This window comes from Rhizobium sp. SG_E_25_P2, from assembly GCF_029892285.1.
In the GTDB taxonomy this organism is placed as follows: Bacteria; Pseudomonadota; Alphaproteobacteria; order Rhizobiales; family Rhizobiaceae; genus Rhizobium_E.
Genome location: NZ_JARXVM010000006.1, coordinates 100,900 through 125,401 on the forward strand (window position 1 = coordinate 100,900; position 24,502 = coordinate 125,401).

18 protein-coding genes are annotated in these 24,502 nt (G+C 60.7%); 8 read left to right on the plus strand and 10 right to left on the minus strand.

Translation table 11 applies throughout. The features are described 5' to 3' along the window. Positions 1 to 141 precede the first annotated feature (141 nt). Together M2360_RS10620 and parC are read right to left on the minus strand one after the other, a co-directional pair. On the minus strand, positions 142 to 2,451 hold the full coding sequence (locus tag M2360_RS10620) for a HAMP domain-containing methyl-accepting chemotaxis protein (protein WP_280775099.1): 2,310 nt from the start codon (positions 2,449 to 2,451) through the stop codon (positions 142 to 144). Positions 2,452 to 2,582: 131 nt separating this feature from the next. Next, positions 2,583 to 4,835, minus strand: a complete 2,253-nt coding sequence (gene parC / locus M2360_RS10625) for a DNA topoisomerase IV subunit A (RefSeq protein WP_280775100.1) — start codon at positions 4,833 to 4,835, stop codon at positions 2,583 to 2,585. 283 nt (positions 4,836 to 5,118) lie between these two features. Between parC and M2360_RS10630 the strand changes: the two genes are divergently transcribed. Continuing rightward, a complete protein-coding gene (locus M2360_RS10630; protein ID WP_280775101.1) occupies positions 5,119 to 5,520 on the plus strand; it encodes a hypothetical protein in 402 nt (133 codons plus the stop codon). 256 nt (positions 5,521 to 5,776) lie between these two features. Next, a complete protein-coding gene (locus M2360_RS10635) occupies positions 5,777 to 6,985 on the plus strand; it encodes a hypothetical protein (RefSeq protein WP_280775102.1) in 1,209 nt (402 codons plus the stop codon). 118 nt (positions 6,986 to 7,103) lie between these two features. Here M2360_RS10635 and aspS read toward each other — a convergent pair whose 3' ends face one another. Next, the gene (aspS, locus tag M2360_RS10640) at positions 7,104 to 8,894 is read right to left on the minus strand and encodes an aspartate--tRNA ligase (protein ID WP_280775103.1); all 1,791 of its coding nucleotides are present in this window, start codon (positions 8,892 to 8,894) and stop codon (positions 7,104 to 7,106) included. Positions 8,895 to 9,114: 220 nt separating this feature from the next. Between aspS and M2360_RS10645 the strand changes: the two genes are divergently transcribed. Continuing rightward, complete coding sequence (locus M2360_RS10645; RefSeq protein WP_280775104.1) at positions 9,115 to 10,080, plus strand: calcium-binding protein; 966 nt, start codon at positions 9,115 to 9,117, stop codon at positions 10,078 to 10,080. Between the two features lie 60 nt (positions 10,081 to 10,140). Here M2360_RS10645 and M2360_RS10650 read toward each other — a convergent pair whose 3' ends face one another. Continuing rightward, positions 10,141 to 10,740: a TetR/AcrR family transcriptional regulator gene (locus tag M2360_RS10650; protein WP_280775105.1), complete on the minus strand. Its 600-nt coding sequence runs from the start codon at positions 10,738 to 10,740 to the stop codon at positions 10,141 to 10,143. Positions 10,741 to 10,850: 110 nt separating this feature from the next. Here M2360_RS10650 and M2360_RS10655 point away from each other — a divergent pair, with 110 nt between their 5' ends. From M2360_RS10655 to rnd, 3 genes are all read left to right on the plus strand, one after another. Next, positions 10,851 to 11,297, plus strand: coding sequence for an ABA4-like family protein (locus M2360_RS10655; RefSeq protein ID WP_280775106.1), 447 nt, complete (start codon positions 10,851 to 10,853; stop codon positions 11,295 to 11,297). Next, entirely contained in the window at positions 11,294 to 12,130 is an 837-nt protein-coding gene (locus M2360_RS10660) for a hypothetical protein (protein WP_280775107.1), read from the plus strand. Before M2360_RS10655 ends, M2360_RS10660 begins: the two co-directional genes overlap by 4 nt. Positions 12,131 to 12,454: 324 nt before the next feature. Next, the gene (gene rnd / locus M2360_RS10665) at positions 12,455 to 13,609 is read left to right on the plus strand and encodes a ribonuclease D (protein WP_280775239.1); all 1,155 of its coding nucleotides are present in this window, start codon (positions 12,455 to 12,457) and stop codon (positions 13,607 to 13,609) included. A 61-nt stretch (positions 13,610 to 13,670) separates the two neighbouring features. Here rnd and M2360_RS10670 read toward each other — a convergent pair whose 3' ends face one another. The 6 genes from M2360_RS10670 to M2360_RS10695 form a co-directional block, all read right to left on the minus strand. Then, positions 13,671 to 15,083, minus strand: a complete 1,413-nt coding sequence (locus tag M2360_RS10670; protein WP_280775108.1) for a calcium-binding protein — start codon at positions 15,081 to 15,083, stop codon at positions 13,671 to 13,673. A 209-nt stretch (positions 15,084 to 15,292) separates the two neighbouring features. Then, positions 15,293 to 16,819, minus strand: a complete 1,527-nt coding sequence (gene ppx, locus M2360_RS10675; protein ID WP_280775109.1) for an exopolyphosphatase — start codon at positions 16,817 to 16,819, stop codon at positions 15,293 to 15,295. Positions 16,820 to 16,831: 12 nt separating this feature from the next. Then, the gene (locus tag M2360_RS10680) at positions 16,832 to 19,033 is read right to left on the minus strand and encodes an RNA degradosome polyphosphate kinase (RefSeq protein ID WP_280775110.1); all 2,202 of its coding nucleotides are present in this window, start codon (positions 19,031 to 19,033) and stop codon (positions 16,832 to 16,834) included. Between the two features lie 79 nt (positions 19,034 to 19,112). Beyond that, on the minus strand, positions 19,113 to 19,802 hold the full coding sequence (gene hdaA, locus M2360_RS10685) for a DnaA regulatory inactivator HdaA (protein ID WP_280775111.1): 690 nt from the start codon (positions 19,800 to 19,802) through the stop codon (positions 19,113 to 19,115). A gap of 1 nt (position 19,803) precedes the next feature. Continuing rightward, a complete protein-coding gene (locus M2360_RS10690) occupies positions 19,804 to 20,937 on the minus strand; it encodes an AI-2E family transporter (protein WP_280775112.1) in 1,134 nt (377 codons plus the stop codon). A 70-nt stretch (positions 20,938 to 21,007) separates the two neighbouring features. Continuing rightward, positions 21,008 to 22,342 carry a sensor domain-containing diguanylate cyclase gene (locus M2360_RS10695; protein WP_280775113.1) on the minus strand — a complete coding sequence of 445 codons (1,335 nt, stop codon included), beginning with the start codon at positions 22,340 to 22,342 and terminating at the stop codon, positions 21,008 to 21,010. Positions 22,343 to 22,686: 344 nt separating this feature from the next. Here M2360_RS10695 and purM point away from each other — a divergent pair, with 344 nt between their 5' ends. Next, on the plus strand, positions 22,687 to 23,760 hold the full coding sequence (gene purM / locus M2360_RS10700) for a phosphoribosylformylglycinamidine cyclo-ligase (RefSeq protein WP_280775114.1): 1,074 nt from the start codon (positions 22,687 to 22,689) through the stop codon (positions 23,758 to 23,760). Beyond that, the gene (gene purN / locus M2360_RS10705; protein ID WP_280775115.1) at positions 23,757 to 24,371 is read left to right on the plus strand and encodes a phosphoribosylglycinamide formyltransferase; all 615 of its coding nucleotides are present in this window, start codon (positions 23,757 to 23,759) and stop codon (positions 24,369 to 24,371) included. The genes purM and purN overlap by 4 nt, the downstream gene beginning before the upstream one ends. Positions 24,372 to 24,502: the final 131 nt, after the last annotated feature.

Consider the following 24,502-nt stretch of genomic DNA (forward strand, 5'->3'; position numbering starts at 1 on the left):
GGCGTGATCCTTTTCGGCTTTGCTTCTGATATGGGCGCGGTCGGGCCGCATCGCAAGAGAAAGCCGAAAAGCGCGCGGGATGCCCGACATGAAAAAGGCGCCCGAATGCGGCGCCTCTCTCCATCGGGATCGCAGGTCCGATCAGAACTCTTCCCAATTGCCGCCAGCCGATTGCGAGACTGCGGCGTTGCCCGTTGCGGCGCGACGCACCGGCGTGGATGCTGTGCGCGGCGCGGACCGGACAGCCGGCGCGGCAGGCTGAGACGGCCGGCGCATGGTCTCGGCCATCTGGCGCAACGGCGCGCCGGACTGACCGCCGAGATTGAACCGTGACAGCAACTTGCGCAGTTCGGAGCTTTCTGTGGCGAGACCGACGCCGGCGGCGTTCATCTCTTCCACCATCGCGGCGTTCTGTTGCGTCGCCTGGTCCATATGGTTGACGGCGGTGTTGACTTCGGACAGCCCGGTCGATTGCTCCTGGGCGGCGGTGGCGATCGCATCCATATGCTGGTTGATGTCGCGAACCAGTTGCTCGATCTCGCCGAGTCCGGCGCCGGTTTCATGGACGAGCTTGACGCCCTCCTGAACCGCCGTGGCGGAATTGGAAATCAACTGCTTGATTTCCTTGGCGGCGTTGGCCGAACGCTGGGCGAGTTCGCGCACTTCCTGGGCGACGACGGCGAAGCCTTTGCCCGCTTCGCCGGCGCGCGCGGCCTCGACGCCAGCGTTCAGCGCCAGAAGATTGGTCTGGAAGGCGATCTCGTCGATGACGCTGATGATCTGGTTGATCTGCTGCGACGACTGTTCGATGCGCTGCATCGCGCCGACGGCGTCGCCGACCACCTTGCCGGATCGATCCGCCTTGTCGCGCGCGGTCTGGGCCACGCCGCGGGCATCCGACGTGCGCTTGGTGGTGGCGACGACATTGGCGGTGATTTCCTCCAGCGCAGCCGCTGTTTCCTCCAGCGAGGCAGCCTGGTTTTCGGTGCGTTTGGCGAGATTGGTCGAGGCGTTGGAGATCTCCGCCGAGCCACTGTCGACCTCGACGGCGAGATTGCCGACCGACGCCAGCGCTTCGCGCAACTGGCGGACAGAGATGTTGAAGTTTTCGCGCAATTGCTCGAACTGGGGCGCGAAACTCTCCTCGATCTCGCAGGTCATATCGCCCAGCGACAGCTTCCGCAGGCCTTCGGCAAGAGCCTGTGTGGTTTCGTTGAGGCGGCGGTCGGCGTCTTCCTCGGCCTTGCGCTGGGCCTCGATGCGGTCACGCTCACCCGCGACCCGGACATTCTCGGCATCCGCCTGCAGGCGCAGCTTTTCGATTTCCGCCGTGCGGAAATAGGCGAGCGCGTGGGCGATATGGCCGATCTCGTCGCCCCTGGCTTCATGGGGTACGGGAGTCTGCGTGTCGCCTTCGGCAAGCGCTTTCATACGCCCGACGATCTGGTGCAATGGGCGACGGATATTGGATATGCACAGGAGCGAGGCGAAGATGCTGACCAGCGTGATGCCGCCTGCAAAGGCGCTGTAGACCACCATCTCGCTCCAGAGACTGTTGATCTTCGCATCGGCTTTGGTGCGAACGAGATTGGCGACCGTCTCAAGCATTCCCTGCATCATGCCGATCCGCGCGCCGATGATCTGCATAAAACGCTGTTCACCTTCTGGATCAGCCTTAACAGGCTGCTCACGCATATAGAGCTTGTCGATTACCGAGCGGAGAAAGCCGTAATTGTCGGACGCCAGAAAATCTTTGTAGGGGGCAACGACGTCAGCGGGCAGGCTCTCGAACATAGGCTCGGTCAAGGTCCAATGCAGGCTGCGGGAATGCAGCAGAAAATCTAGCTGGATCCCATCGATTTTTGCTCCCTTAAGGTATGCCTCACCCGGCTTGATTTCGATCAGGGTCGCGTCGTTGATCATCATCATGGCGTAGAAGCCGTGGATAAGGCCGGAGAGTTCGTTGTCTCGCACCAGTACGCCGGCCCTACGCGTCAGATCGATGGCCGCCGCCGCCATGGGTTGGATTTTTATGCCTGCCTGCACGGATTTGCCGAAATCGTTCGCCTTGATGGCTTCGTCAACAAGGCCGCGATAGTCGAGAAGGCGTGCCCAGTTTTCACGAACGAAGGAGAGGTCCTTGTCTACGGTCGCGTCACTCACGCCTTGCTGCTCGGCTTCGCTGTAAAGCGACATCAGATTCTGATAGGCGGCGTCGGTGCGCTTTCGTGCGTCCATGACCTTTTCAGGAGGACTTAGCGCTTCATTGGGTAGCGAAAGAGCGAGTTCGCCGCCCGCGCTGGCAAGGCGTTGCAGAACAATCGCATCATGCATCGTGCTGTAGCGACCGTATGCGGAGTAAACATTTTCACCCGCGAGCATGGCAAGCCCCAGCAACGGCACCGCAATACATACGTAAAGCAGCGTACGAATCGAAAATCCAGCAAGCATGTGGCGTATCTCTGACAAAAAGTCCCGCGTTGCGCAGGACGATCTCGTGAAAATGCCACCTATTTATTAGATTTCCGTTTCATATATTGGTGTGACTTTTCACCATCGGCTGACACGCTTCCAAGTCAAAATTAGCCCGAAAATTTGCCGGATCTCGGAAAGCCCTTGGGAACGGTTCTGCCCGCCGTGGCGCGATCGGCCAGCCATTCGGCCAGTTCTTCCTTCTTGCGCACGAAATTGCGCCCGGCGCTGTCGTCCCAGGTCAACCCGTTGTCGATGGCGAAGACGCGGATGTCGGACACGCCGCCATCCTTGTAGCGCTGCAGGCGAACACCCTTGCCCCTCGTCATTTCCGGCAACTGGCTGATCGGGAAAACCAGCATCTTGCGGTTCTCCCCGACGATGGCGACGTGGTCGCCCTTGGCATGCACCACAAGCTTGGCCTCGTCGGGCATGGCGACGTTGAGGATCTGCTTTCCCTTGCGGGTATTGGCCACGAATTCCGATTCATTGACCAGGAAGCCATAGCCTTGAACCGAGGAGACGATCAGTTTGCGCGAGGCGTCGAGCACGAACGCCGTCAGCACGTCCTGATCGTTTTCCATGTCGATCATGATGCGCAGGGGCTCGCCATGGCCGCGACCGCCGGGCAATTTGTCGGCGCCAAGCGTGAAGGCTTTGCCTCCAGTGGTGAAGACGATGACCTTGTCGGTGGTCTGGGCATGGAAAGCGATCTTGAGACTGTCGCCTTCCTTAAACTGCAATGTCGAGAAATCGGCGAGATGGCCCTTGAGCGCGCGGATCCAGCCTTTCTCGGAGACCACGATCGTCACCGGCTCCTTTTCAATCAGGGCCTGCTCGATGGCGGCGATATCCGTTGAGGGAGCATCGGCGAAATCGGTGCGGCGGCGGCCGATCACCGTGGCCTTGGCGAATTTCTTCTTCACCTCGCCGATATCCCAGGCCACCGTCTGCCACTGCTTTTCTTCGGACGCCAGGAGCGCCTCGATGCCAGCCTTCTCCGCCGTCAACCCGTCGAATTCCTTGCGGATCTCGAACTCTTCCAGCTTGCGCAGCGAACGGAGGCGCATGTTGAGGATCGATTCCGCCTGCAGATCCGTCAGGCTGAACGTGGCCATCAAGGTCTGCTTCGGCTCGTCCTCCTCGCGGATGATGCGGATCACCTCGTCGAGATTGAGATAGGCGACGAGATAGCCGCCCAGGACTTCGAGCCGGCGCTCGATCTCCGCCAACCTGTGGCGGGAGCGGCGCACCAGCACCTCGCGTCGATGCGCCAGCCACTCGCTGATGACATCCTTCAATGACATGACCTTGGGCACCTTGCCCATGGACAGCACGTTCATGTTCAGCGAAATGCGGCTTTCGAGTTCGGTCAGCCGGAACATCGATTCCATCAAGAGCGACGCGTCGACGGTGCGGCTCTTGGGCACGAGAACGATGCGGACATCCTCGGCGGATTCGTCGCGCACATCCTCCAGAAGCGGAAGCTTCCGCGCGATCAGCAATTCAGCGATCTTTTCGATCAGCCGCGACTTCTGCACCTGATAGGGGATTTCGGTGATGACGATCTGATAGCCGCCGCGTCCGAGATCCTCCTGGCTCCATTTGGCGCGCACGCGAAAGCCGCCCCTGCCCGTCTCATAGGCGTCGAGAATGCTCGACCGGCTTTCGATGATGGTGCCGCCTGTCGGCAGATCGGGTCCGGGTATGAATTTGACGAGGTCCGCGACCGTGGCGTCAGGATGCTTGATCAGGTGCAGCGCCGCATCGCAGATCTCGTGGACATTGTGCGGCGGGATATTGGTGGCCATGCCGACCGCGATGCCCGACGAACCATTGGCGAGCAGATTGGGGAAGGCGCCGGGAAGAACGATCGGCTCTTCGTCTTCCTCGTTATAGGTTGGACGGAAGTCCACCGCATTCTCGTCGATGCCTTCCAGCAGCAGCGATGCGACATCGGTCATGCGGGCTTCGGTGTAGCGCATCGCGGCGGGATTATCGCCATCGATATTGCCGAAATTGCCTTGGCCGTCGACGATGGGATAGCGAATGGCGAAGTCCTGCGACAGGCGCACCAGCGCATCATAGATCGCCTGGTCGCCATGCGGGTGGAACTTACCCATCACGTCGCCGACGATGCGGGCGCATTTCTTGTAGGCCGTGTTGGGGCGGACACCCATCTCGCTCATGGCGTGGATAATGCGGCGATGCACCGGCTTCAACCCGTCGCGAACGTCCGGCAGAGCGCGGTGCATGATGGTCGACAGCGCATATGCGAGATAGCGCTCTTCCAGCGCTGTCCGCAAATCGATCGGCTGAATGTCATCCCCGCCGCTCGATGGCGGCAAATCGCTTTTACCCATGCGTTCTGTCTAGACCGGATAAGGCCGCAGGAGCAAGAAGCGCAGGCGATTGGACTGTGGACAGCCGCATCGAGATCGCATTGCGAAAGAAGCGCCTAATATACGTGAAAGTTTGAGCGACACCTTGTCATAGTTGCAAAACTCGTGATGGTCGAGTAGTTCTTCCGCCTGTCGAAAGCGTCGTTTTCGATGATGACCGATAGCCGCCGGAGCCGACGCGGGATCCTTTCCGACCAGACGCATGACGACAATTGGCATCGCAGCGATCATTTACGGAGCAGTTATGCGTCGCATCATTTCAATGGCCCTCGCCGCGGCCGCTTTCCTGGTTTCGGGCCTTGCCGCCCAGGCCGAAGACTACAAGGTTGCCGCCAACAAGACGTCTGGCCTGACCTTCATGTATGTCTATTCCGAGATCAATTGCGCCTTCGGCAGCAAGCCCACCTTCAAGGTGCTGACCGAGCCCAAGCACGGCAAGATCTTCTCCAAATGGATGAAGCTCAATCTGACCGACGCTCCCAAGAACTGCAAGGGCCGCCCGGTCTACGGCACCGCGATCTTCTACACCCCGAACAAGGGCTATCGCGGCGAAGACTATGCGCGCGTGGGGATCGGCAAGACCGAAATCCCGATGACGCGGATCTATAACAGCCGCTCGATGTCCATCAACATCACCGTCGAGTAAAACCGGCCTGAAACGGTCGCCGACTCCGTCTAAATGTCGGCGGCCGACTTGATTTTAGATCTTTCTATTTTGGCGTCCGCGCATTAACGTTCTCTTATAAACCGCCTGGGCGATCACGAGGCGCTGCGAGCCGCCTCGCCGCGGAAAAGCCAATATTGTCGTTGGATGTCGAATAATCTCTTCGGCCGGATCGTTACGACGCCAGGACCATCGGTTCCTCCGACCGGTTTCAGACCAAAACATGAAAGGGAGTTTCATGAACCGCCAACGCCTTCTTGGCCTGCTTCTCGCCGGCGCATCCTTCACCGCCCTCGCTCACAACGCCTATGCGCTCGACGGGCAGGAGATCGTCACGAATTTCAACAAGCTGACATCGGCAAGCGGCTTGACGCTGTCCGTCGACGGTTCATCGGTCGACGGCGACACGGTTACGCTCACGGGCGCAACGATCACCATTTCCGCAGCAGCAACCCAGGAGCCGAACGATACGATCCTGCCGCTCGGCGATGTTACGCTTGAAGGCGTGACGGAAGAAGAAGGCGATTATTCAATCGAAAAGGCCAGCTTCGCCGATATCAATTTGACAGAGAAGGACGGCGGCGTCACGGCGAAGGACATCTATGCCGAAGGCTTCTATCTGCCTGCCAACCCCGAGCCGGGTTCGCTCGATTCCCTGCTGATCGCCCAGAGCTTTCATATCGGCGCGATCGCCGTGACCGATAAAGGCAAGCAGGTCGCGAGCATCGACGAAGTGACGGCAAATTACACGCTGTCCGACGACGAGACCAAGATCGACCTCGACGCGAGTGTGACCGGCATCAAGGTCGACGCCTCCTCCGCACCGGATCCGAAGGCGCAGGACACCGTCAAGGCGCTCGGCCTTGAAACCATTTCCGGCGACATCACCATGAAGGCCGATTGGACGCTGGCCGACGGAAAGATGAACCTGACCGAATACGCCTTCGACTTCGAGAATATCGGTCGCCTGAACATCACCTTCTCGCTCTCCGGCTACACGCTCGATTTTGTGAAGAATCTGCAGGAGGCTCTCAAGGCCGCAGAAGAAAATCCCAACAAGGAAGCCGGTCAGCAGGCCCTGGGCATGTCCATGCTCGGGCTGATGCAGCAGCTAAGCTATAATGGCGCGTCCATCCGCTTCGAAGACGCCGGCATCACCGCCAAAGCGCTTGAATACGCCGGCAAACAGCAGGGCGTCGATGGCGCGCAGTTCGCCCAGTCGCTCAAGGGCATGGCGCCGATGATGTTGACGCAGTTGAACGCGCCGGACCTGCAGGCGCAGATTTCCTCGGCGATCAACGCCTATCTCGACAATCCCAAGAGTCTTGAGATCTCGGCGACGCCGGGCCAGCCGCTTCCCGTGCCGCAGATCATGGGCGCGGCGATGGGCAATCCCGCCGATCTCGCCAAGACGCTGAATGTTCAGGTCAAGGCCAACGCCGAATAAGGTCAACAAGAAAAGGGCGCCACAACGGCGCCCTTTTTGATTCTGTGTTTCCCGGAGACGCCGCCACACGCAAGTGAAGTCGGCTTTGGCGCGGGCGACGTTGCCGCCGCCCGACTGATCAGTCCTTCTTCACCGGCGGGATGACGCGCAGCGACAGTTCCATCAACTGCTTCGGCGTGGCAGCCGACGGCGCGTTCATCAGAAGATCCTGCGCCTGCTGGTTCATCGGGAACAGCGTGATTTCGCGCAGGTTCTTGGCGCCGACCAGCAGCATGACCACGCGGTCGATGCCGAATGCGCAGCCGCCATGCGGAGGCGCGCCATACTGGAAGGCGCGGTACATGCCGCCGAAGCGCTCTTCGACATCCGCCTGGCTGAGGCCGACCATCTCAAACGCCTTGACCATCAGTTCCGGCGACTGGTTACGGATCGAGCCCGAGGCGATTTCGAAACCGTTGCAGACGGCGTCATACTGATAGGCCTTGATGGTGAGCGGATCCTGGTTTTCCAGGGCGTCCAATCCACCCTGCGGCATCGAGAACGGGTTGTGGGCGAAATCGATCTTCTTGTCTTCCTCGCTCCATTCGAAGAAGGGGAAGTCCACGATCCAGCACAGCTCGAACCGGTCGCGATCGACGAGGTTCAATTCCTCGCCGGCGCGGGTGCGGGCTTCGCCAGCAAATTTGTAGAACTTGGCGGGCTCGCCGGCCACGAAGAAGCAGGCGTCGCCGGCTTCAAGGCCGAGTTGGGCGCGCACGGCGTCGGTGCGGTCTTCGCCGATGTTCTTGGCGAGCGGGCCGGAGCCTGCGGTCTTGCCGTCCTCTTCCTTCCAGAAGATATAGCCGAGACCGGGCTGGCCCAGCGACTGCGCCCAGGCGTTCATGCGGTCGCAGAACGCGCGGCTGCCGCCTGTTTTGGCCGGGATCGCCCAGACTTCGACCTTCGGGTTGGAGGCAATCATGTTGGCGAACACCTTGAAGCCGGAGCCGGCGAAATGTTCGGTGACGTTCTGCATTTCGATCGGGTTGCGCAGATCCGGCTTGTCGGAGCCGTATTTGCGGATCGCGACGTCATAGGGGATCAGCGGCCAGTTCTTGGTGACCGGCTTGCCGTCGGCAAACTTTTCAAACACGTCGCTGATCAGCGGCGCCATCGTGTTCCAGATGTCTTCCTGGGTCACGAAGCTCATTTCGACGTCGAGCTGGTAGAATTCGCCCGGCAGGCGGTCGGCGCGCGGGTCTTCATCGCGGAAGCACGGGGCGATCTGGAAATAGCGGTCAAAGCCCGCCACCATCAACAGCTGCTTGTACTGCTGCGGCGCCTGCGGCAGCGCGAAAAACTGGCCGGGATGGATGCGGCTCGGCACGAGGAAGTCGCGCGCGCCTTCCGGCGACGAGGCCGTGAGAATCGGCGTGGTGTATTCGGTAAAGCCCGCCGAGCCCATGCGGGCGCGCATGTCGGCGATGATCTGGGTGCGCTTGACGATGTTCTTGTGCAGCGTGTCGCGGCGCAGATCGAGGAAGCGGTACTTCAGGCGGATGTCTTCGGGATATTCGAGTTCGCCAAACACCGGCAGCGGCAATTCCTTGGCGGCGGAGAGAACTTCGATCTCCTGGGCGTAAAGCTCGATTTCGCCGGTGGCCATGTTCTTGTTGACGGTGTCATCCGAGCGGGCCTTGACGGTCCCGTCGATGCGGATGACCCATTCGCCGCGCACCTTTTCCGCAGCTGCAAAAGCCGGGGAATCGGGATCTACCACGACCTGAGTCATGCCGTAATGGTCGCGCAGATCGATGAACAGCACGCCGCCATGATCGCGGACACGATGCACCCAGCCGGAGAGGCGGACTGTCGATCCGACGTCGGATTTACGAAGGGCGGCGCAAGTATGGCTGCGGTAGCGGTGCATGGTCTGATCCTGCATTCTTGTCTTGGGGCAATCCGCGAAAGACGCGGATTCTCGGGCTTTTGAATCCGGCGGGACAAGCGCATGACGCGCCCGATTTGTCAAGGCTGGCGGCTCACGCGCAACCGCTTCGGGTCGATTACGGATACCCATCGCACGGTTGTTGCTCCGTCCCGAATCTGTCTAGCGTCACGGCCACGGCAATCACATCGGGAGCGCCATGATGGCGAAGGTCAAATATTCCACCAATCTCGGCGACAACGCCTCGCTCGACAGTTTCTACGATGAAGACACGCTCGAAATCGATTCCGTGGGTTCGAAGAAGATCGTTTTCGAAGATTCCGACGGCGCGCAGATGATCCTCACCGGAAAGAACTTCGACGAGAACAAGAGCGGCGACATCACCGCCGGCACGGTCACCGGCGCCAAATTCGTCGATTCCGACGGCGATACGCTCTTCACCTTCACCGATGTCTCTGTGAAGGCAAAGACCCTGTACCAGGCGTTCGATCTCGATGGCGACATGAAGCGGATCATGCACGGGCTGATGTCGGGAAACGATGTCGTCAACGGCACTGCAAACGACGACAATCTCTGGGGCTTTATGGGCAATGACACACTTTACGGCAGGGACGGCGACGATGCCATTTATGGTCACGCCGGAAAGGACGCGTTGCAGGGTGGCGATGGCGCCGACGCTTTGTACGGCTACTCCGGCGCTGACAGGCTGGATGGCGGCGACGACGATGACGAGGTCTATGGCGGCGACAGTTCAGATACGCTGACCGGCGGCGACGGAAACGATACGCTTTACGGAGAGTCTGGAAACGACAAGGTCACTGGCGGCGATGACGAGGATGGCCTGGACGGCGGCGATGGCAACGACAAACTCGACGGCGGCGACGGCGACGATATTCTTTCCGGCGGCGCTGGCAATGACCGGCTGACCGGCGGCGATGGCGAGGACACGTTCGAATTCGCCAGCGGCGGCGGCAAGGACACCATCACCGATTTCGATCATCTCGGCTCAGAACATGACGTGATCTATCTCGACTACTATCTCTACGCCAGCATGACGAAAACCGAGTCGGGTGACGACCTCGTGCTGACGCTTACGTCAGGCGAACAAATGGTCCTCAAGGACATGGACAAGTCTGACCTCGACGCGGATCTGTTCGAACTGTTCTGAACCAGGGAAACCGCGCGCGCCGGCCTCGCTGTCAAAAACAGCAGCGCCGGCGACACTCTGTCAGGCAAGCAGGAGCCCGGCGAGGTCGAGCGGGACGACATGAGGCTCGCAGGCAGAGCCATCGCCCTGCGAAAACTTTCCGTCGATCACAAGATGCGAATATCCGTGAATTTGTGACCAAACCAGTTGCTCGATGCAGGCGCGGCCCTCCGGCGTATCCATCCCGCGCATCGCCGCGACCGGTCGGCAGATGTCGCTCAGTAGGCCGCGCGAGGCCGTCGCCGCCTGACCGAGTTCCGCATCCGACCAGTCCAGCCTGTTGGCGCTAAACATCAGCCGGAACAGATGCGGTTGCGAGACCGCAAAGGCCAGATAGCCCCGCGTCGCGGCCCGCAGCTGATCCGCGGGCGCGGCCGGCGAAGCCTGCATTTCCTCGCGCATCGAGGCGGCGAAACGCTTGAAGCCCTCCGTCGCCAATCCATTCAGCAAATGGCGCAAGGTTGGAAAATGATGTTCCGGCGCGGCGTGGGAGACGCCAGCGCGCGCCGCGATCTTGCGCAAGGAGAGACCTTCAAGCCCTCCCTCCTCCAGCAATCCCAACGCCTCCGCGACGAGCGCCTGCCTGAGATCGCCGTGATGATATCGCTTCTGCTTGACCATGGCTCTGGATAACGCGGCAATCGCCCCCCTGTCAAAAGTAATCTTGACATCGCCCAGTTTGCTGCTCACACTCAATCTTGTCGCCGACAAGATTTATTTAGGGGAGCCTCATGAATTTCGACTCCGTGTTTTCTCTCGCGAGTGGAGCGGCGATGGCCGGGTGGCTTGTCCTGACGCTTGCGCCGCGCGCCGCGATCGTCATGACCGCGCTCCGGCTGGGACTGATCGGCGGTTTGTCGCTCGTCTACGCTCTCCTCATCTTCGTTTACTTCTTCAGGATCGAAGGCGGCGGGTTCGGCTCAATCGGTGAAGTTCGGGCTCTGTTTCTGAGCGACGCCGGCCTCACCGCCGGCTGGGTGCATTACCTCGCATTCGACCTGTTCGTGGGCCAATGGATCGCGATGGAAGCGGACCGGCTGGGTTGGAGCCGGATATTCCAGGCGCCGCTTCTGGTCGCCACATTCATGTTCGGCCCGATCGGCCTTCTGTTTTTCCTGATCATCCGCCAGACCGACATCGTGGCTGGCGCAATTCTCGACAAAGGAACGAGATCATGACCTCGCTTTCCATGATTCAGCCGCGCGCTGTCTCGGCGAATGCCGATGGCGATCGATATCGCCGCGCGCTTGTCCTCGCCCTCGGCTTTCAGCTCGCGCTCGCCGTGCCCAGCCTCCTTGCCTTCGGCCTCGACGACAGGCTGATCAACGGCGTCAGCATCTGGATCAAACCACTCAAGTTTCATGCCTCGCTCGTCATGCTCATGGCCACGCTTCTGTGGCTCGCTCCGATCGTCATGGCGTCGGCCCGCGCGGGCGTGTTCTTTCGGCTGGCGGCCTTCATGGCCGCGCTGACCTCGGTCGGGGAGATCCTTTATATCAGCCTGCAGGCGGCGCGTGGACGGGCGTCCCACTTCAATGACGAGACGGCCTTCGAGACCGCCGCCTACAGCGTGATGGGCGCCGGCGCTGCGCTGCTGGTGCTCAGCTGTCTGGTGATCGGCGTCTACATATTGCGGCGTCCTCGACCCGATATTGGAACGGGTTTTCGCATCGGCGCCGGCTGGGGCCTCGTCATCGGCTCCCTGCTCACGCTGGTGACCGCCTTCGCCCTCGGCAGCGGTCAGATCGATGGCCCCGGACACTGGGTGGGCGGCATAAGCAGCGACGTCGGCGGGCTGTTCCTGTTCGGGTGGTCGCGCAGCGGCGGCGACCTGCGCGTTCCCCATTTCTTCGCCACCCATATCATGCAGGCGCTGCCGCTGGCGGGTTTGGCCGCTGACCGCCTGGCGCCGCGACATGCAGGGACGGTGATCACACTGGCCATAGCAGCGGGCATCGCCGTGGTTGCTGCGACATTCGTTCAGGCAGTCCAAGGAGTGCCGTTCATTTAGACGCAGCCAAGGCGTCCACGCAGATATGCGCGCTTGCCGCGTCCTCCTGGACGCAAAAGCGCCGGCCATGTTGAAGTCCCAAGAGCGTTCGCCGCACCACTCGACCGGCAATAACCCGCCGGCGTTTGAAAGGCGCGCTCAAGCCTTGATTGGGGGCGATCCAGCGTTTTCCGGGCGACAATGGCCGCCTTGGCGGGACAAACATGTTCACGAACGAGAAACACAGGCACTAAAAGGTTGATTTCCTTGTCTGGAACCTGTGAATAGAGTGCCAGCTTCAAACGCGCCGCGCGTCTATTCTCCATGGATTTCCATTAAATGCTCATCATTTCCGACAGCGCCGAACTCGCCAATGCCTGCGAAATCTTCGCGAAAAGCGACTATGTGACCGTAGATACGGAGTTTTTGCGGGAAACCACCTTCTGGCCGCAGCTCTGCCTGATCCAGCTCTCCGGCCCTGAGCTGGACGCGATCGTCGATCCCCTGGCGCCGGGTCTAGATCTCGCGCCATTCTTCAAGCTGATGGGCGACGCCAGTGTGACGAAAGTCTTCCATGCCGCCCGGCAGGATATCGAAATCATCTATAACAGGGGCGCTCTGATCCCGCATCCGCTGTTCGACACGCAGGTGGCCGCCATGGTGTGCGGCTTCGGCGATTCCGCGTCCTATGACAGCCTCGTGCAGAAGATCTGCAATGTGCAGCTCGACAAATCCTCGCGCTTCACGGACTGGAGCCACCGGCCGCTTTCGGAAAAGCAACTCGACTACGCCATCGCCGATGTCACTCATCTCAAGAATGTCTATCTGCATCTCAAAGCGCAACTGGAGCAGGAGAACCGTTCGGAGTGGCTGGCGGAGGAAATGTCGATCCTCGAATCTCCCGAGACCTATGATCTGCATCCAGACAATGCCTGGCAGCGGCTGCGGATGCGGATCCGCAAGCCGATCGAGCTGCAGATCCTCAAAAATCTCGCCGCCTGGCGTGAACGGGAAGCGCGCAGCCGCGACGTGCCGCGCGGCCGGGTCCTGAAGGATGAAGCGATCTTCGAAATCGCCCAGCAGGCCCCGAAGGACAGCGAGGCATTGGGCCGGCTCCGGACTATCGCGAAGGGCTATGAGCGTTCACAGGCCGGATCCGCGATCCTGGGAGCGGTGAATGCGGCATTGGACATGCCGAAGACCGACCTGCCAAAATTACCCAAGCAGCAGTCGCTTCCGGAAGGCAATGGATCGGCGGTGGAATTGCTGAAAGTGCTTCTCAAGCTCACGGCGGAGAAACACGGCGTGGCGGCGAAGATCATTGCGTCCTCCGACGATCTCGACATGATCGCGGCCAAGGGCGAGGAGGCCGACGTCTCCCCTCTCAAGGGCTGGCGGCGGGACCTGTTCGGCCTGCCGGCGCTGAAGTTGATCCGCGGCGAACTGGCGCTGCGCTTCGTCAATCGCGGCGTCGATGTGGTCGAACTCGACGCCAATTGATGCTTGATACGACAAGACGCCGCCGCGAGGGATCGCGGCGGCGTCTTTTCATTCGTGTGGATCAGAACTGGAAATCGCTGGCGTCGACGTCCTTGATCTTCACGCCTTCGAGGAAGATCGAGTCGCCCTTGCCAAAGTCAACTTCGACGCCGTTCTTGGTAGCGGAAATCTTGAGATCCTCGAAATCCAACTTGCTTCCGTAGCCGTTCACTTCGATCACTTCGTGGTCGGAGCCCTTGGCGTCGAAATCGGTGATGACGTCCTGGTCGTCGCCGCGGTTGAAGATGAAGAGGTCGTCGCCGTCGCCGCCGGTGAGTTCGTCGTCACCGCGTCCGCCTTCGAGCTCGTTGTCGCCCGCATTGCCCTCAAGCGTGTTGTCGTTGTCGCCGCCGGTAGCGTCGATATTGGCCTTGCCGACCAGGAACAGATCCTCGACCAGCTTGAATTTGCCGAGATCGAACGACACGGAGGATTCGACCGTATCTTGACCCTTCTTGTCGGCTTCGACCACGATGTCCTTGACGTTGTCGACGATATAGAGGTCGTCGCCTGCGCCACCGGTCATCCGGTCGGCGCCGCGACCGCCATCGATGACGTTGTCTTCGGAATTGCCGGTCAGCTTGTCGTCTTGACGACCGCCTTCGAGATTTTCAACGTTTTTGAAATCTTCGAGAGAAATGACGCCGGATCCGACGACGGTGTCTTCGCCTGAGCCCTTGCCAGAGGATTCCTTGATCTGGGCCTTGCCTTCACCGACGAAATAGGTGTCGTCGCCGGCGCCGCCGTTCAGCACGTCCTTGCCGCCATTGCCATCAAGCGTATCGTCGCCGGCGCCGCCTTCGATGGTGTTGTTGCCGGATGTGCCGGTCAGATCGTCATTAGACTTGCCGCCGATCAGGTTTTCGACATTCTTGTAGTCAGAGAGATCGAGCTCGCCGGATCCGACCACGGTATCGTCGCCAGAATCCTTGCCGGAGCCTTCCTTCACAGTGTCCTTGTCGGTGACATAATAGACGTCGTCGCCATTGCCGCCGACGAAGGCTTCCTTGCCCGCGCTGCCGCCCAATTCGTTGTCGCGGTCATTGCCGGTGATCTGGACAGTTTCGCCCTTCAGATAGGCGGCCAGCGTCTTGTTGCTCTTGATGTCGGCGCTCGAAAGATCAAGGCCGGAAATCGTGTAGCTTTCGACACCCTGTTCAATGACCGTCAAAGACGACACGGAGACCAGGAAATTGTCGTAATCGTGCTTGGCGTAGGCCTTCGCATTGAATTTGCCTTCGATTTCGATCGCGGAGTCGGCGTCCATGCCCTTTTCCGCCACAACGATCGTACCGGAGAATACGCCATTCTTGACGGCGCCCACGTCAACTTCTTGCGGACGATGCGCGGCGATGTCCCAAATTTCGTTCATGTCGATGTCGGACATGTCGAAGTCGTAATTGCCTGCCTTGGCGCCGATTTCTACCTTGATCATTGATAACCCCCTCAGGTTTGGATCGATGAGACGGTTTTAGCGCACAAGTGTTAGATTTTTGCTCAGGAATATGATTACCCGAACTTAAAAAAATCCTTGCTTTTGAATTGGTTAACAGGATCCTTTCCAATATTGGACAACTCTGCCCAATATTGGAACAATACAATCTTGCCGCCGCGCGGTTGAGAAAACACCTTGTAAAACCCAGGTCAACCGAACCGGAAGCCGAGTTTCTTGCCCGTCAGCTTCGACAATTGGGCCAAGCGGCCATCCAGTCGCTCGCCGGCAAAATCTTGGAACTCAATGGGAGCGACGAATTCGAGATCGAGGCCCGTCGAGGGATCTATGGGTTTTTCCAGCCGCAGGCGCGGCACCATACCCGGCATCGACGCCGAGAAGAGATAGAGAACGCGCAACATGCCGCCGAGCAGCTTGGCCAGCCAAAGCAGGCGCGGTGTGGCCATGGCGGCGAGTTCACCCGTCGCGCTGTCGTCGTTCAAGCCCTCGAAACGATAGTAGTTGGCAAGACCGAGATAGGCGCGCCCGGCATGGGTGATGCCGATGAAGGACGAATGGGCAATAATGTTAAGCGCCTGCAGGCCGCGATAATCGGGATGGGCGCGCCAGCTGATATCGGCGAGTAGGCAGGCGGCGCGGCGATAGCGCGCCTCTTCTCGCGTTTCCGATATGCCGAACAGCGGCAGCATGCGGCCCGTCCAGTCGGCAAGTTCGCGGGCATGCTCGGGCGAGCGGGCGCGCAACACGGCCAGTTCATCGGCGGCGGACACCAGCGGATCGAGAATTTTCACGTGATTGGGCAGCAGCGAGTAGAGATAGCCCTCGCGCACGCCTTGCGCGGAAAAAGACATCGCGGCCGGCTTCATGATGCTGATCACTTCGCGCATAGCGATCGCGCCATAGGGGAGAAGCGCCCGGCGGCTGCGCGACACCGCCTGGTAGGCGGGCTCCTTCTGATCTTTGTTGCGGATGACGGAATCGAGGAAGCTCATCGCCTCCTGGAACGGCATCCGGTAATCCTGCACCATATGCAGCGGATATTTGTTGAGCTCCATATGCAGCTTGGCAAGGCTGCGCCAGGTGCCGCCCACCGCGTAGAATGTGCGCCCCTCCCCTTCCTTCAGGAAAGGCACGGCGCGAACCAGTTTGCGGGCATAGGCCTGAGCGCGCGCGAGGTCGCCGCCGGAAAATTCCGACAGGCGGATGCCGCCCAGCGGCATGGTCAAGCCCTGGCCGTAATCCTCGCCCTTGACGTTGATGAGTTCCAGCGAGCCGCCGCCGAGATCGCCGACAATGCCGTCGGCGTCGAAATAGCCGCTGATGATGCCGAGCGCCGAAAACTGCGCCTCTTCCTCGCCGGTCAGCACGCGCACGCGGCAGCCTAGAATGGCCTCAGCCTTTTCGATAAAGTCGGGGCCATTGGCCGCCTCGCGGGCGGCGGCGGTCGCCAGCGCATACATAGTGCGCGCCCTTGCCTGCTTCGACAGCGCCTTGAAGCGATGCAGGGCCGTCAGCGCGCGTTCGACGCTGACGGGATCCATATTGCCGGTCTGTGCGATCCCCTTGCCGAGGCCGCACATGACCTTTTCATTGAACAGCATCGCCGGAGCGCGGTTCATGCCCTCATAGATCACAAGGCGGATGGAATTCGAGCCGATATCGACGATGGAAACAGGCACGATGCCGGGCAAGCGCCCTTGGGCTTCAGACTCAACCATGAAAATCCGGTTTTACTTCCTGCCAGAAGGGAACCTCCCAGCAATCAGTTTTGGCGCGCTCGACTTCAGGGATTCTCCGCGCCCTGACAGGCTCGGATTGGTCATGAAGTAGACCTGCGCGTTGAACGGCTCGTCTCCATCGCGCACATCGCAACGCTTGGAGGTACCGTCCGGGAGTATCTCGTAGGACTGCTGGTTGTCAATGATGTTGGCCAGCATGATCTGGGACAGCACCTGCTCATGCACAGTCTTATTGATCAGCGGAACAAGGGTTTCCACCCGACGATCGAGATTGCGCGGCATCATGTCGGCGGAGCCGATATAGACCAGCGCCTTTTCATGCGGCAGCCCATAACCATTGCCGAAGCAGAAGATGCGGCTGTGCTCCAGGAACCGACCGACGATCGAGCGCACCCAGATATTGTCCGACAGTCCCTCGACCTGCGGACGCAGGCAGCAGATGCCGCGCACCACAAGTTCGACCTTCACGCCGGCGGCGGAGGCGTCATAGAGCGCGTCGATGATGTCGGGGTCGACCAGCGAGTTCATCTTCATCCAGATGGCGGCAGGCCGACCGGCCTTGGCATGCGCGATTTCTTCGTGAATGTGCTGGAGAATGCGCGGCCTGAGCGTGGTCGGCGACATTGCGAGCTTCATCCCCGCTTCCGGCTCGCCGTAACCGGTGATGAAATTGAAGATGTTGGCCATGTCATGCGCCATCACCGGATTGCAGGTGAAGAAGCTCAGATCGGTATAGATCTTGGCGGTCACCGGGTGATAGTTGCCGGTGCCGAGATGGCAATAGGTGCGAAGGCGGCCATCCTCGCGACGAACGACCATGCTCATCTTGGCATGCGTCTTCAGTTCGATGAAGCCGAACACCACCTGCACGCCGGCGCGTTCGAGATCGCGCGCCCAACGGATATTGGCTTCTTCGTCAAAACGAGCCTTGAGCTCGACCAGCGCGGTGACCGACTTACCGGCTTCGGCGGCGTCCATGAGCGCGCGCACGATCGGGCTGTCATTGGAGGTGCGATAGAGCGTCTGCTTGATGGCGACGACATCAGGGTCGTGGGCGGCCTGGATCAGGAACTGCACCACGACGTCGAAACTTTCATAGGGATGGTGGACGATCATGTCCTTTTCGCGGATTGCCGCGAAGCAATCGCCGGCATGTTCGCGCACGCGTTCGGGATATCGAGCGTTGTAGGGCGCAAAACGCAGTTCGTCCCGCGGCGCCTTGGCGATTTCGGCCAGCGTGTTGAGCGCCAGGAAGCCGGGGAGAACGGCAATGCGGTTTTCGGGCACGCCCAGTTCATGGGTCACGAACTGGCGCAGCGACTGCGGCATTTCGGAATCGGTTTCGATGCGGATCACCGAGCCGCGCCGGCGGCGCTTCAGCGCGCTTTCGAAAAAGCGCACCAGATCCTCGGCTTCTTCCTCGACTTCAATATCGCTATCGCGAATGATGCGGAACGTGCCCGAGCCTTCGACCTTATAGCCGGGAAAGAGCTTGGTGATAAACAGGAGAACCGTATCCTCCAGCGTGATGTAGCGCAGCGCGCCGTCTTTGTCCGGCAGGCGGATGAAGCGGTCGAGCGCCTGCGGCAGACGGATCAGCGCCGTCATCGGCTCCTTGCCCGAGAGGCTGGACAGTTGCAGCCCCATCGAGAAGCCGAGATTGGGAATGAACGGGAACGGATGCGCCGGATCGATGCAGAGCGGCGTCAGCACAGGAAACAGCGATTCGTCGAATTCCTTCTCAAGCCATTTGCGGTCTTCCTTGGACACCGCGCCGGGGCGGACGATCAGGATGTCCTCGCGCGCCAGATATTGCTGAAGCACGGCCAGCGCCGCCTGCTGCTCCATCTGCAGATTGTTGATTTCCTTGAGAATGGCTTCGAGCTGTTCGCCCGGGGTCTTGCCATCGGGGCTCTTGATGGCGACGCCGGCGCGCACCTGGCCTTCGAGACCAGCGACACGAACCATGAAAAATTCATCGAGATTGTTGGCCGAGATCGACAGGAAACGCACGCGCTCGAGCAGCGGATGATTGGTGTTGAGCGTTTCCTCGAGAACCCGGCGATTGAACTGAAGCCAGGAAAATTCCCGGTTGATGAAGCGCTCGTCGCTGTGGCGGAGCGGATTTGCGGGCGCATCAAAAGCGATGGCTTGAGCTTCCGTCTCTGTGGCTTCGGGCGCGCTGATGTTCATGAATTCAGTCCGTTCTCTGGAGTGGGTCGCGGCATTTGTGAGCCGGGACTATTACAGAATGACGACAGTTCCGTGACAGTCAAGCGTCGCCCGTCTCGTCCTTGAGAACCTCGGCGGCCAATGCGCGGGACAGTTTGGCGCCGCGCGCCAGCGCCAGCCGATCGAGGCGATCGACGATCGTCTGGGCGGCGGCGAGAGATCGCTCCATGCGGCCTACAATATAGGCCGCGAGTTTTTCGTCGATCATCAACTGCCGGTCGGCGAACAGCTTGAACAGGACCTGGGTCAACAGCGCGTCGTCTGGCGGACCAATTTCGACCAGCGTGGCCGCCTTGAGCCGCGACATCAGATCGGGCAGCACGACACCCCAGGAAGACGGGCGGCTTCGCGCCGTCATCAGCAGGCTTCGGCCATGCGAGCGCACTGCATTGATCATGTGGAACAGCAGCGTCTCGTCATAGCCGTTGCGGTCAACGTCCTCGATGAGAACGGGCGCGTCTTCCGCCATGCGCACCGCTTCGTCGGCGCCCTGGTCGCCGAGACGGGCGGCTGAGGCCGTCCTGCGCCAGATCTCGGCAAGATGCGTCTTTCCCGAGCCAGGGGGGCCAACGAGAATCACCAGCGGCGACGGCCAGTCCGGCCAGCGGTCGATCAAGCTTGTCGCGGCGCTCAACGGGCCGGAAACGACCAGATCGTCCCGCCCCTGCGCCGCCTCATGCGAAAAGGTCAACGGCAGTTGTTCGGGTTTCCGTTTGTCGGAATCGGTCATGTCAGGTCTCTGGCGGAGGAAGAACTCCGGCGCGGGCGTCCGCGCCGATACGAGCGCCATAGCCGTGATAGAGGTCGCTTTCAAGATAGCGTGAAATCGCATAGCGCACGAGCACGGCGATCGATGCGGACGCCGGCACCGCCACCATCAGACCGACGAAACCGAACAGCGCGCCGAAGGCCAGCAACGCAAACATCAGCCAGACCGGATGCAAGCCGACTTTCTCGCCGATCAGTTTGGGCTGCAGGATATAGCCGTCGATAAACTGGCCGAAGAAGAAAATGCCGCCGATCAGCACCACCCAGGGGTAATCCGGCCAGAATTGCACCAGCGCCACGCCCACCGACAGGAAGAAGCCGAGCAGCGATCCAAGATAGGGAATGAAGGAGACGACGCCCGAGACGATGCCGATAAGCAGACCGAAATTCAATCCGGCCAGCGTCAGGCTGCCGCCGTAGAAGACCGCGAGGATCAGGCAGATCGAACCCTGGCCGCGTACGAAACCGGCGATGGCGTCGTCCATTTCGCCGGCGAGCCGCCGAACCGTCAGCGACCAGTCGCGCGGCACCCAGCTGTCGACCTTGGCGACCATCTTGTCCCAATCGAGCAGAATGTAGAAGGCGACGACGGGCGTGATGACGAGCAGAGAGAGGATGTCGACCAGCGCCTTGCCGGACGCCCAGATCTGCACCACAAGGCCGCCGATGAAACTGGCGCCCTCCCCCACATAGCGCGAGAAATTCTCCTTTACCGTGGCAAGCTGGCTCTTCAACCAGGCCGGCGCATAATGGGAATTCGCGTCGGTCAGCAATTGCTGCAACTGGGTCAGATAGCCGGGGATCTTCTGCGCGAAATCGGCCGCCTGCGATGCCAGAAGCGGGATTATGACGATGAGACCGACGATCAGCAGCAAGACGAAGAAGATCAGGATCAGCGCCGTGGCGGCCATACGGCTCAGCCCCCTGCGCTCCAGCCAATCGGCGACCGGATCAAGAAAATAGGCGAGAGCCATGCCGGCCACGAAAGGCAGCAGTATGGAGGAAAACAGGAAGAGAAATCCGATGCACAGGCCGAGCACCACCGACCAAAACAACAATTGACGCTTCAGGCTTTGGCCGGAAATATGAGTTGTCATCATCGCCTCGTTCGATGCGCGCTTCGCCTCGACCGGAATAGGCAGATGCGGCCTGACGGTCAAGCTGGGCTTAGCGCTGCTCGTTGGACGCGGGCGCGTGGGCGATCCGGTTGCGGCCGCCCATCTTGGCCTCGTAAAGCAGGCGGTCGGCGCGGCGAAGCGCTTGATCCACAGTGTTTTCTCCGGCCAGGCATTGGGAGAGACCGATGCTCACGGTTATCTTCACTGGCTCGTCGCCCGAATCGATCCGCATCGCTTCGGTGGACGAGCGAATGCGTTCTGCAACGTCGAGCGCCTTGTCGAGCGTGACGGATCGAAGCAAGACGCAGAACTCCTCTCCGCCGAGACGAGCGACGGAGTCATGCCCCCGCACGGCGCCATGGCAGCATCGGGCGAACTGTTCGAGCGCGAGGTCGCCGACAGCATGCCCATGGACATCGTTGAGTTGCTTGAAATGGTCGATGTCGAGCATCAGCACCACATGCCCAGCGTCCTCGCTTTGGTCGCCCGACAGGATTTCCGCCGTCTGCTCGAAAAAGGAGCGTCGGTTGAGCAACCCCGTCAACGGGTCGATTTCCGCCAGCTTCTGCATGCGCTGGGCGTAAAGTCTCTCAGCGGTGACATCGAGATAGAGATTGAGATGGAAATGGCCGATGGCGCGATGCCGAAACTGGATGCGCCTCGTTTCGCCGTCTGCGGTTTTCACATCGAGATCGAACGGGGTCATTTCCCGGTTTTCCCGGCGCGCCGCGGCGATCTCGTCCTCCCATTTCTGGCGCGCCATGGCGCGATAGTCAGGATCGGGATAGGCCAGACGCCACCAGTCGTCGACATCCTCCAGCTGGTCGAGGTCATAGCCGAACATCTGTTTGAAGCCAGAATTGACGAACTGGACTTCGTCGCGATTCGTCGCGACTTCGAAGCCGAGTGGCAGCCAGTTCAAGAGCTCCATGAGGTTCATTTGCCACTTCACCATGCCGAGCGTGTCGGACGGCGGCGTGTCTCTGAAACTGTAGAGGCGAAGATCGCGTCCCTCGACGCGAACGAATGTGACATGCGTCAGCAGGAAGCGTTCCTTGTCATTCACCATCGCCTTGATGATGAACGGCTCGCTGATCGCGCCGTTTTCGGGGATCGACCAGATCTGCGTGAGCAGCAGACTGGCGGGGACGCCAAGCAACGCGTCGATGGACAGTCCCACCAGCGAACTGGCGTCGTGCACGAAGAAATTTTTCGCCGTCTTGTTGCTGAAACTGACGACGCGCGAGCCCTTTTCAACGACAAGCACGGGGCTGCCCATGCAGTTGATCCAGAAATCGAGCTGTTTTTCGCTCTGATCACACCGCGCCTCGGCGCCTGCGACATCCGCCTGAACGGGGTCGTATGCGCGCTTTGCCTGGGCCATCCGTCGTCGCCTTCCTTGCCCGACGGCTTCAGCGCCGCAGGTTGTTTGGCGCAGCCTATAGGCGGGTTGGTAACGGAATGGTTTATTGATCATTTCTAATTATTTGAATCGATCATATTCGAGCAAATCCGCTCCATATCCTTTCCAGTCATGAGCTGCTGATGTCGAAGACCGATGAGGCCAGCGACTTGGTCCGACTTCCCTCGCCTTGACCGCAGAAGCGACGCCGGCGTTTTCCGGCGCGAAACCAACAGATAATCGCGCCTGAAGCAGCCTCATTCCTTGAATTTCTGGGCCGTCCGTGCCATTGGCCGCCATATTTCTTTATCTCACCGGAGAGAGCGATGAGCGAACATGGCAAAAATGGCCTGACCTATTCGGATGCAGGGGTCGATATCGACGCCGGCAATCTGATGGTCGAGAAAATCAAGCCGCTCGTGCGCTCCACCCGCCGCCCCGGCGCAGATGTCGAGATCGGCGGCTTCGGCGGCCTGTTCGATCTGAAGGCGGCCGGTTTCAACGATCCCATTCTTGTGGCCGCAAATGACGGCGTCGGCACCAAGCTGAAAGTGGCGATCGAGGCCGGCAAGCATGACACTGTTGGCGTCGATCTCGTCGCCATGTGCGTCAACGATCTCGTGGTGCAGGCAGCAGAACCCCTGCTGTTTCTCGATTACTTCGCCACCGGCAAGCTCGATCCCGACCAGGGCGCGGCGATCGTCGCGGGCATTGCCGAAGGTTGCCGCCAGGCTGGCTGCGCGCTGATCGGTGGCGAAACGGCTGAGATGCCAGGCATGTATCGCGAAGGCGATTACGACCTCGCGGGCTTCGCCGTCGGCGCCGCCGAGCGCGGCGAATTGCTGCCCAAGGCGGATGCGGCCGAAGGCGACGTCATTCTCGGCCTCGCCTCCTCGGGCGTCCACTCCAACGGCTATTCGCTGGTGCGCAAGATCGTCGAACTCTCCGGCCTCGGCTGGGACGCCAAGGCGCCCTTCGACGCAGAGAAGACGCTCGGCGAAGCGCTGCTTGAGCCGACCAAGATCTATGTGAAGCCGCTGCTCAAGGCGATCCGCGAGACCGGCGCGATCAAGGCGCTCGCCCATATCACCGGCGGCGGCTTCCCGGAAAATATTCCGCGCGTGCTGCCGAAAACGCTGGCCGCCGAAATCGACCTCGCCGCGATCCCGGTCAAGCCGGTGTTCAAGTGGCTGGCAAGCACGGGCGGCGTGGCCGAGCGCGAGATGCTGCGCACCTTCAATTGCGGCGTCGGCATGGTTCTCGTCGTGTCTCCCGATCAGGCGGACGCGGTGGCGGAAGTCCTGACCGCCGAGGGCGAAACGGTCGTTCGCCTCGGCCGCATGATTGCCCGCGCCGAAGGCGCGGCTGGCGTCGCCTATCAGGGCAGTCTCGGCCTATGATCAAAAAGCGCGGCGTGATCTTCATTTCGGGCAGCGGCTCCAACATGGTGGCGCTGCTCGAAGCGGCGCGCGCAACAGAGTACCCGGTGGACTTCGTCGCCGTGATCTCAGACAAAGCCGATGCTGGCGGCCTCGCCAAGGCGGAAGCGCTGGGCGTTGCGACCCATGTGTTCGAGCGCAAGGGCTTTGGCTCCAAGGCCGAGCATGAGGCGGCGATCCTCGCTCGTCTCGCCGAGATCGCGCCTGATCTCATCTGCCTCGCCGGCTATATGCGGCTGCTGTCTGCCGATTTCATCGCCGCCTATGAGGGCCGCATCCTCAACATCCACCCTTCCCTGCTGCCGCTGTTTCCGGGCCTTCACACCCATCAGCGCGCCATCGAGGCCGGCATGAAAGTGTCGGGCTGCACGGTGCATATCGTGACCCCCGGCATGGACGAAGGCCCGGCGCTGGCGCAGGGCGTCGCGCCGATCCTGGCAGGCGATACGCCTGACGCGCTGGCGGCGCGGGTGTTGAAGGTGGAGCACCAGATCTACAAGGCTGCAGTGGCGAGGTTTGCGGGCGGCGCGGTCGAGACCGACGCGGATGCGCGGCTGGTGTCGTTCGGGTGAGGCCTGCCTGACGCTTATGTTTTCTATCAAATCTGTGGAATGAGGGCGTGCTCCGCCCCTCATCCCCCTGCCGGGACCTTCTCCCCGCATTGCGGGGCGAAGGGCGGTGGAGCGCAGGCCGTGCCACATCC

What these genes read in the sequence shown, in the direction of transcription:
- M2360_RS10620 (WP_280775099.1), bottom strand. Translation starts at nt 2,451, where the DNA reads ATGCTTGCTGGATTTTCGATTCGTACGCTGCTTTACGTATGTATTGCG.
- parC (WP_280775100.1), bottom strand. Translation starts at nt 4,835, where the DNA reads ATGGGTAAAAGCGATTTGCCGCCATCGAGCGGCGGGGATGACATTCAG.
- M2360_RS10630 (WP_280775101.1), top strand. Translation starts at nt 5,119, where the DNA reads ATGCGTCGCATCATTTCAATGGCCCTCGCCGCGGCCGCTTTCCTGGTT.
- M2360_RS10635 (WP_280775102.1), top strand. Translation starts at nt 5,777, where the DNA reads ATGAACCGCCAACGCCTTCTTGGCCTGCTTCTCGCCGGCGCATCCTTC.
- aspS (WP_280775103.1), bottom strand. Translation starts at nt 8,894, where the DNA reads ATGCACCGCTACCGCAGCCATACTTGCGCCGCCCTTCGTAAATCCGAC.
- M2360_RS10645 (WP_280775104.1), top strand. Translation starts at nt 9,115, where the DNA reads ATGGCGAAGGTCAAATATTCCACCAATCTCGGCGACAACGCCTCGCTC.
- M2360_RS10650 (WP_280775105.1), bottom strand. Translation starts at nt 10,740, where the DNA reads ATGGTCAAGCAGAAGCGATATCATCACGGCGATCTCAGGCAGGCGCTC.
- M2360_RS10655 (WP_280775106.1), top strand. Translation starts at nt 10,851, where the DNA reads ATGAATTTCGACTCCGTGTTTTCTCTCGCGAGTGGAGCGGCGATGGCC.
- M2360_RS10660 (WP_280775107.1), top strand. Translation starts at nt 11,294, where the DNA reads ATGACCTCGCTTTCCATGATTCAGCCGCGCGCTGTCTCGGCGAATGCC.
- M2360_RS10670 (WP_280775108.1), bottom strand. Translation starts at nt 15,083, where the DNA reads ATGATCAAGGTAGAAATCGGCGCCAAGGCAGGCAATTACGACTTCGAC.
- ppx (WP_280775109.1), bottom strand. Translation starts at nt 16,819, where the DNA reads ATGGTTGAGTCTGAAGCCCAAGGGCGCTTGCCCGGCATCGTGCCTGTT.
- M2360_RS10680 (WP_280775110.1), bottom strand. Translation starts at nt 19,033, where the DNA reads ATGAACATCAGCGCGCCCGAAGCCACAGAGACGGAAGCTCAAGCCATC.
- hdaA (WP_280775111.1), bottom strand. Translation starts at nt 19,802, where the DNA reads ATGACCGATTCCGACAAACGGAAACCCGAACAACTGCCGTTGACCTTT.
- M2360_RS10690 (WP_280775112.1), bottom strand. Translation starts at nt 20,937, where the DNA reads ATGACAACTCATATTTCCGGCCAAAGCCTGAAGCGTCAATTGTTGTTT.
- M2360_RS10695 (WP_280775113.1), bottom strand. Translation starts at nt 22,342, where the DNA reads ATGGCCCAGGCAAAGCGCGCATACGACCCCGTTCAGGCGGATGTCGCA.
- purM (WP_280775114.1), top strand. Translation starts at nt 22,687, where the DNA reads ATGAGCGAACATGGCAAAAATGGCCTGACCTATTCGGATGCAGGGGTC.
- purN (WP_280775115.1), top strand. Translation starts at nt 23,757, where the DNA reads ATGATCAAAAAGCGCGGCGTGATCTTCATTTCGGGCAGCGGCTCCAAC.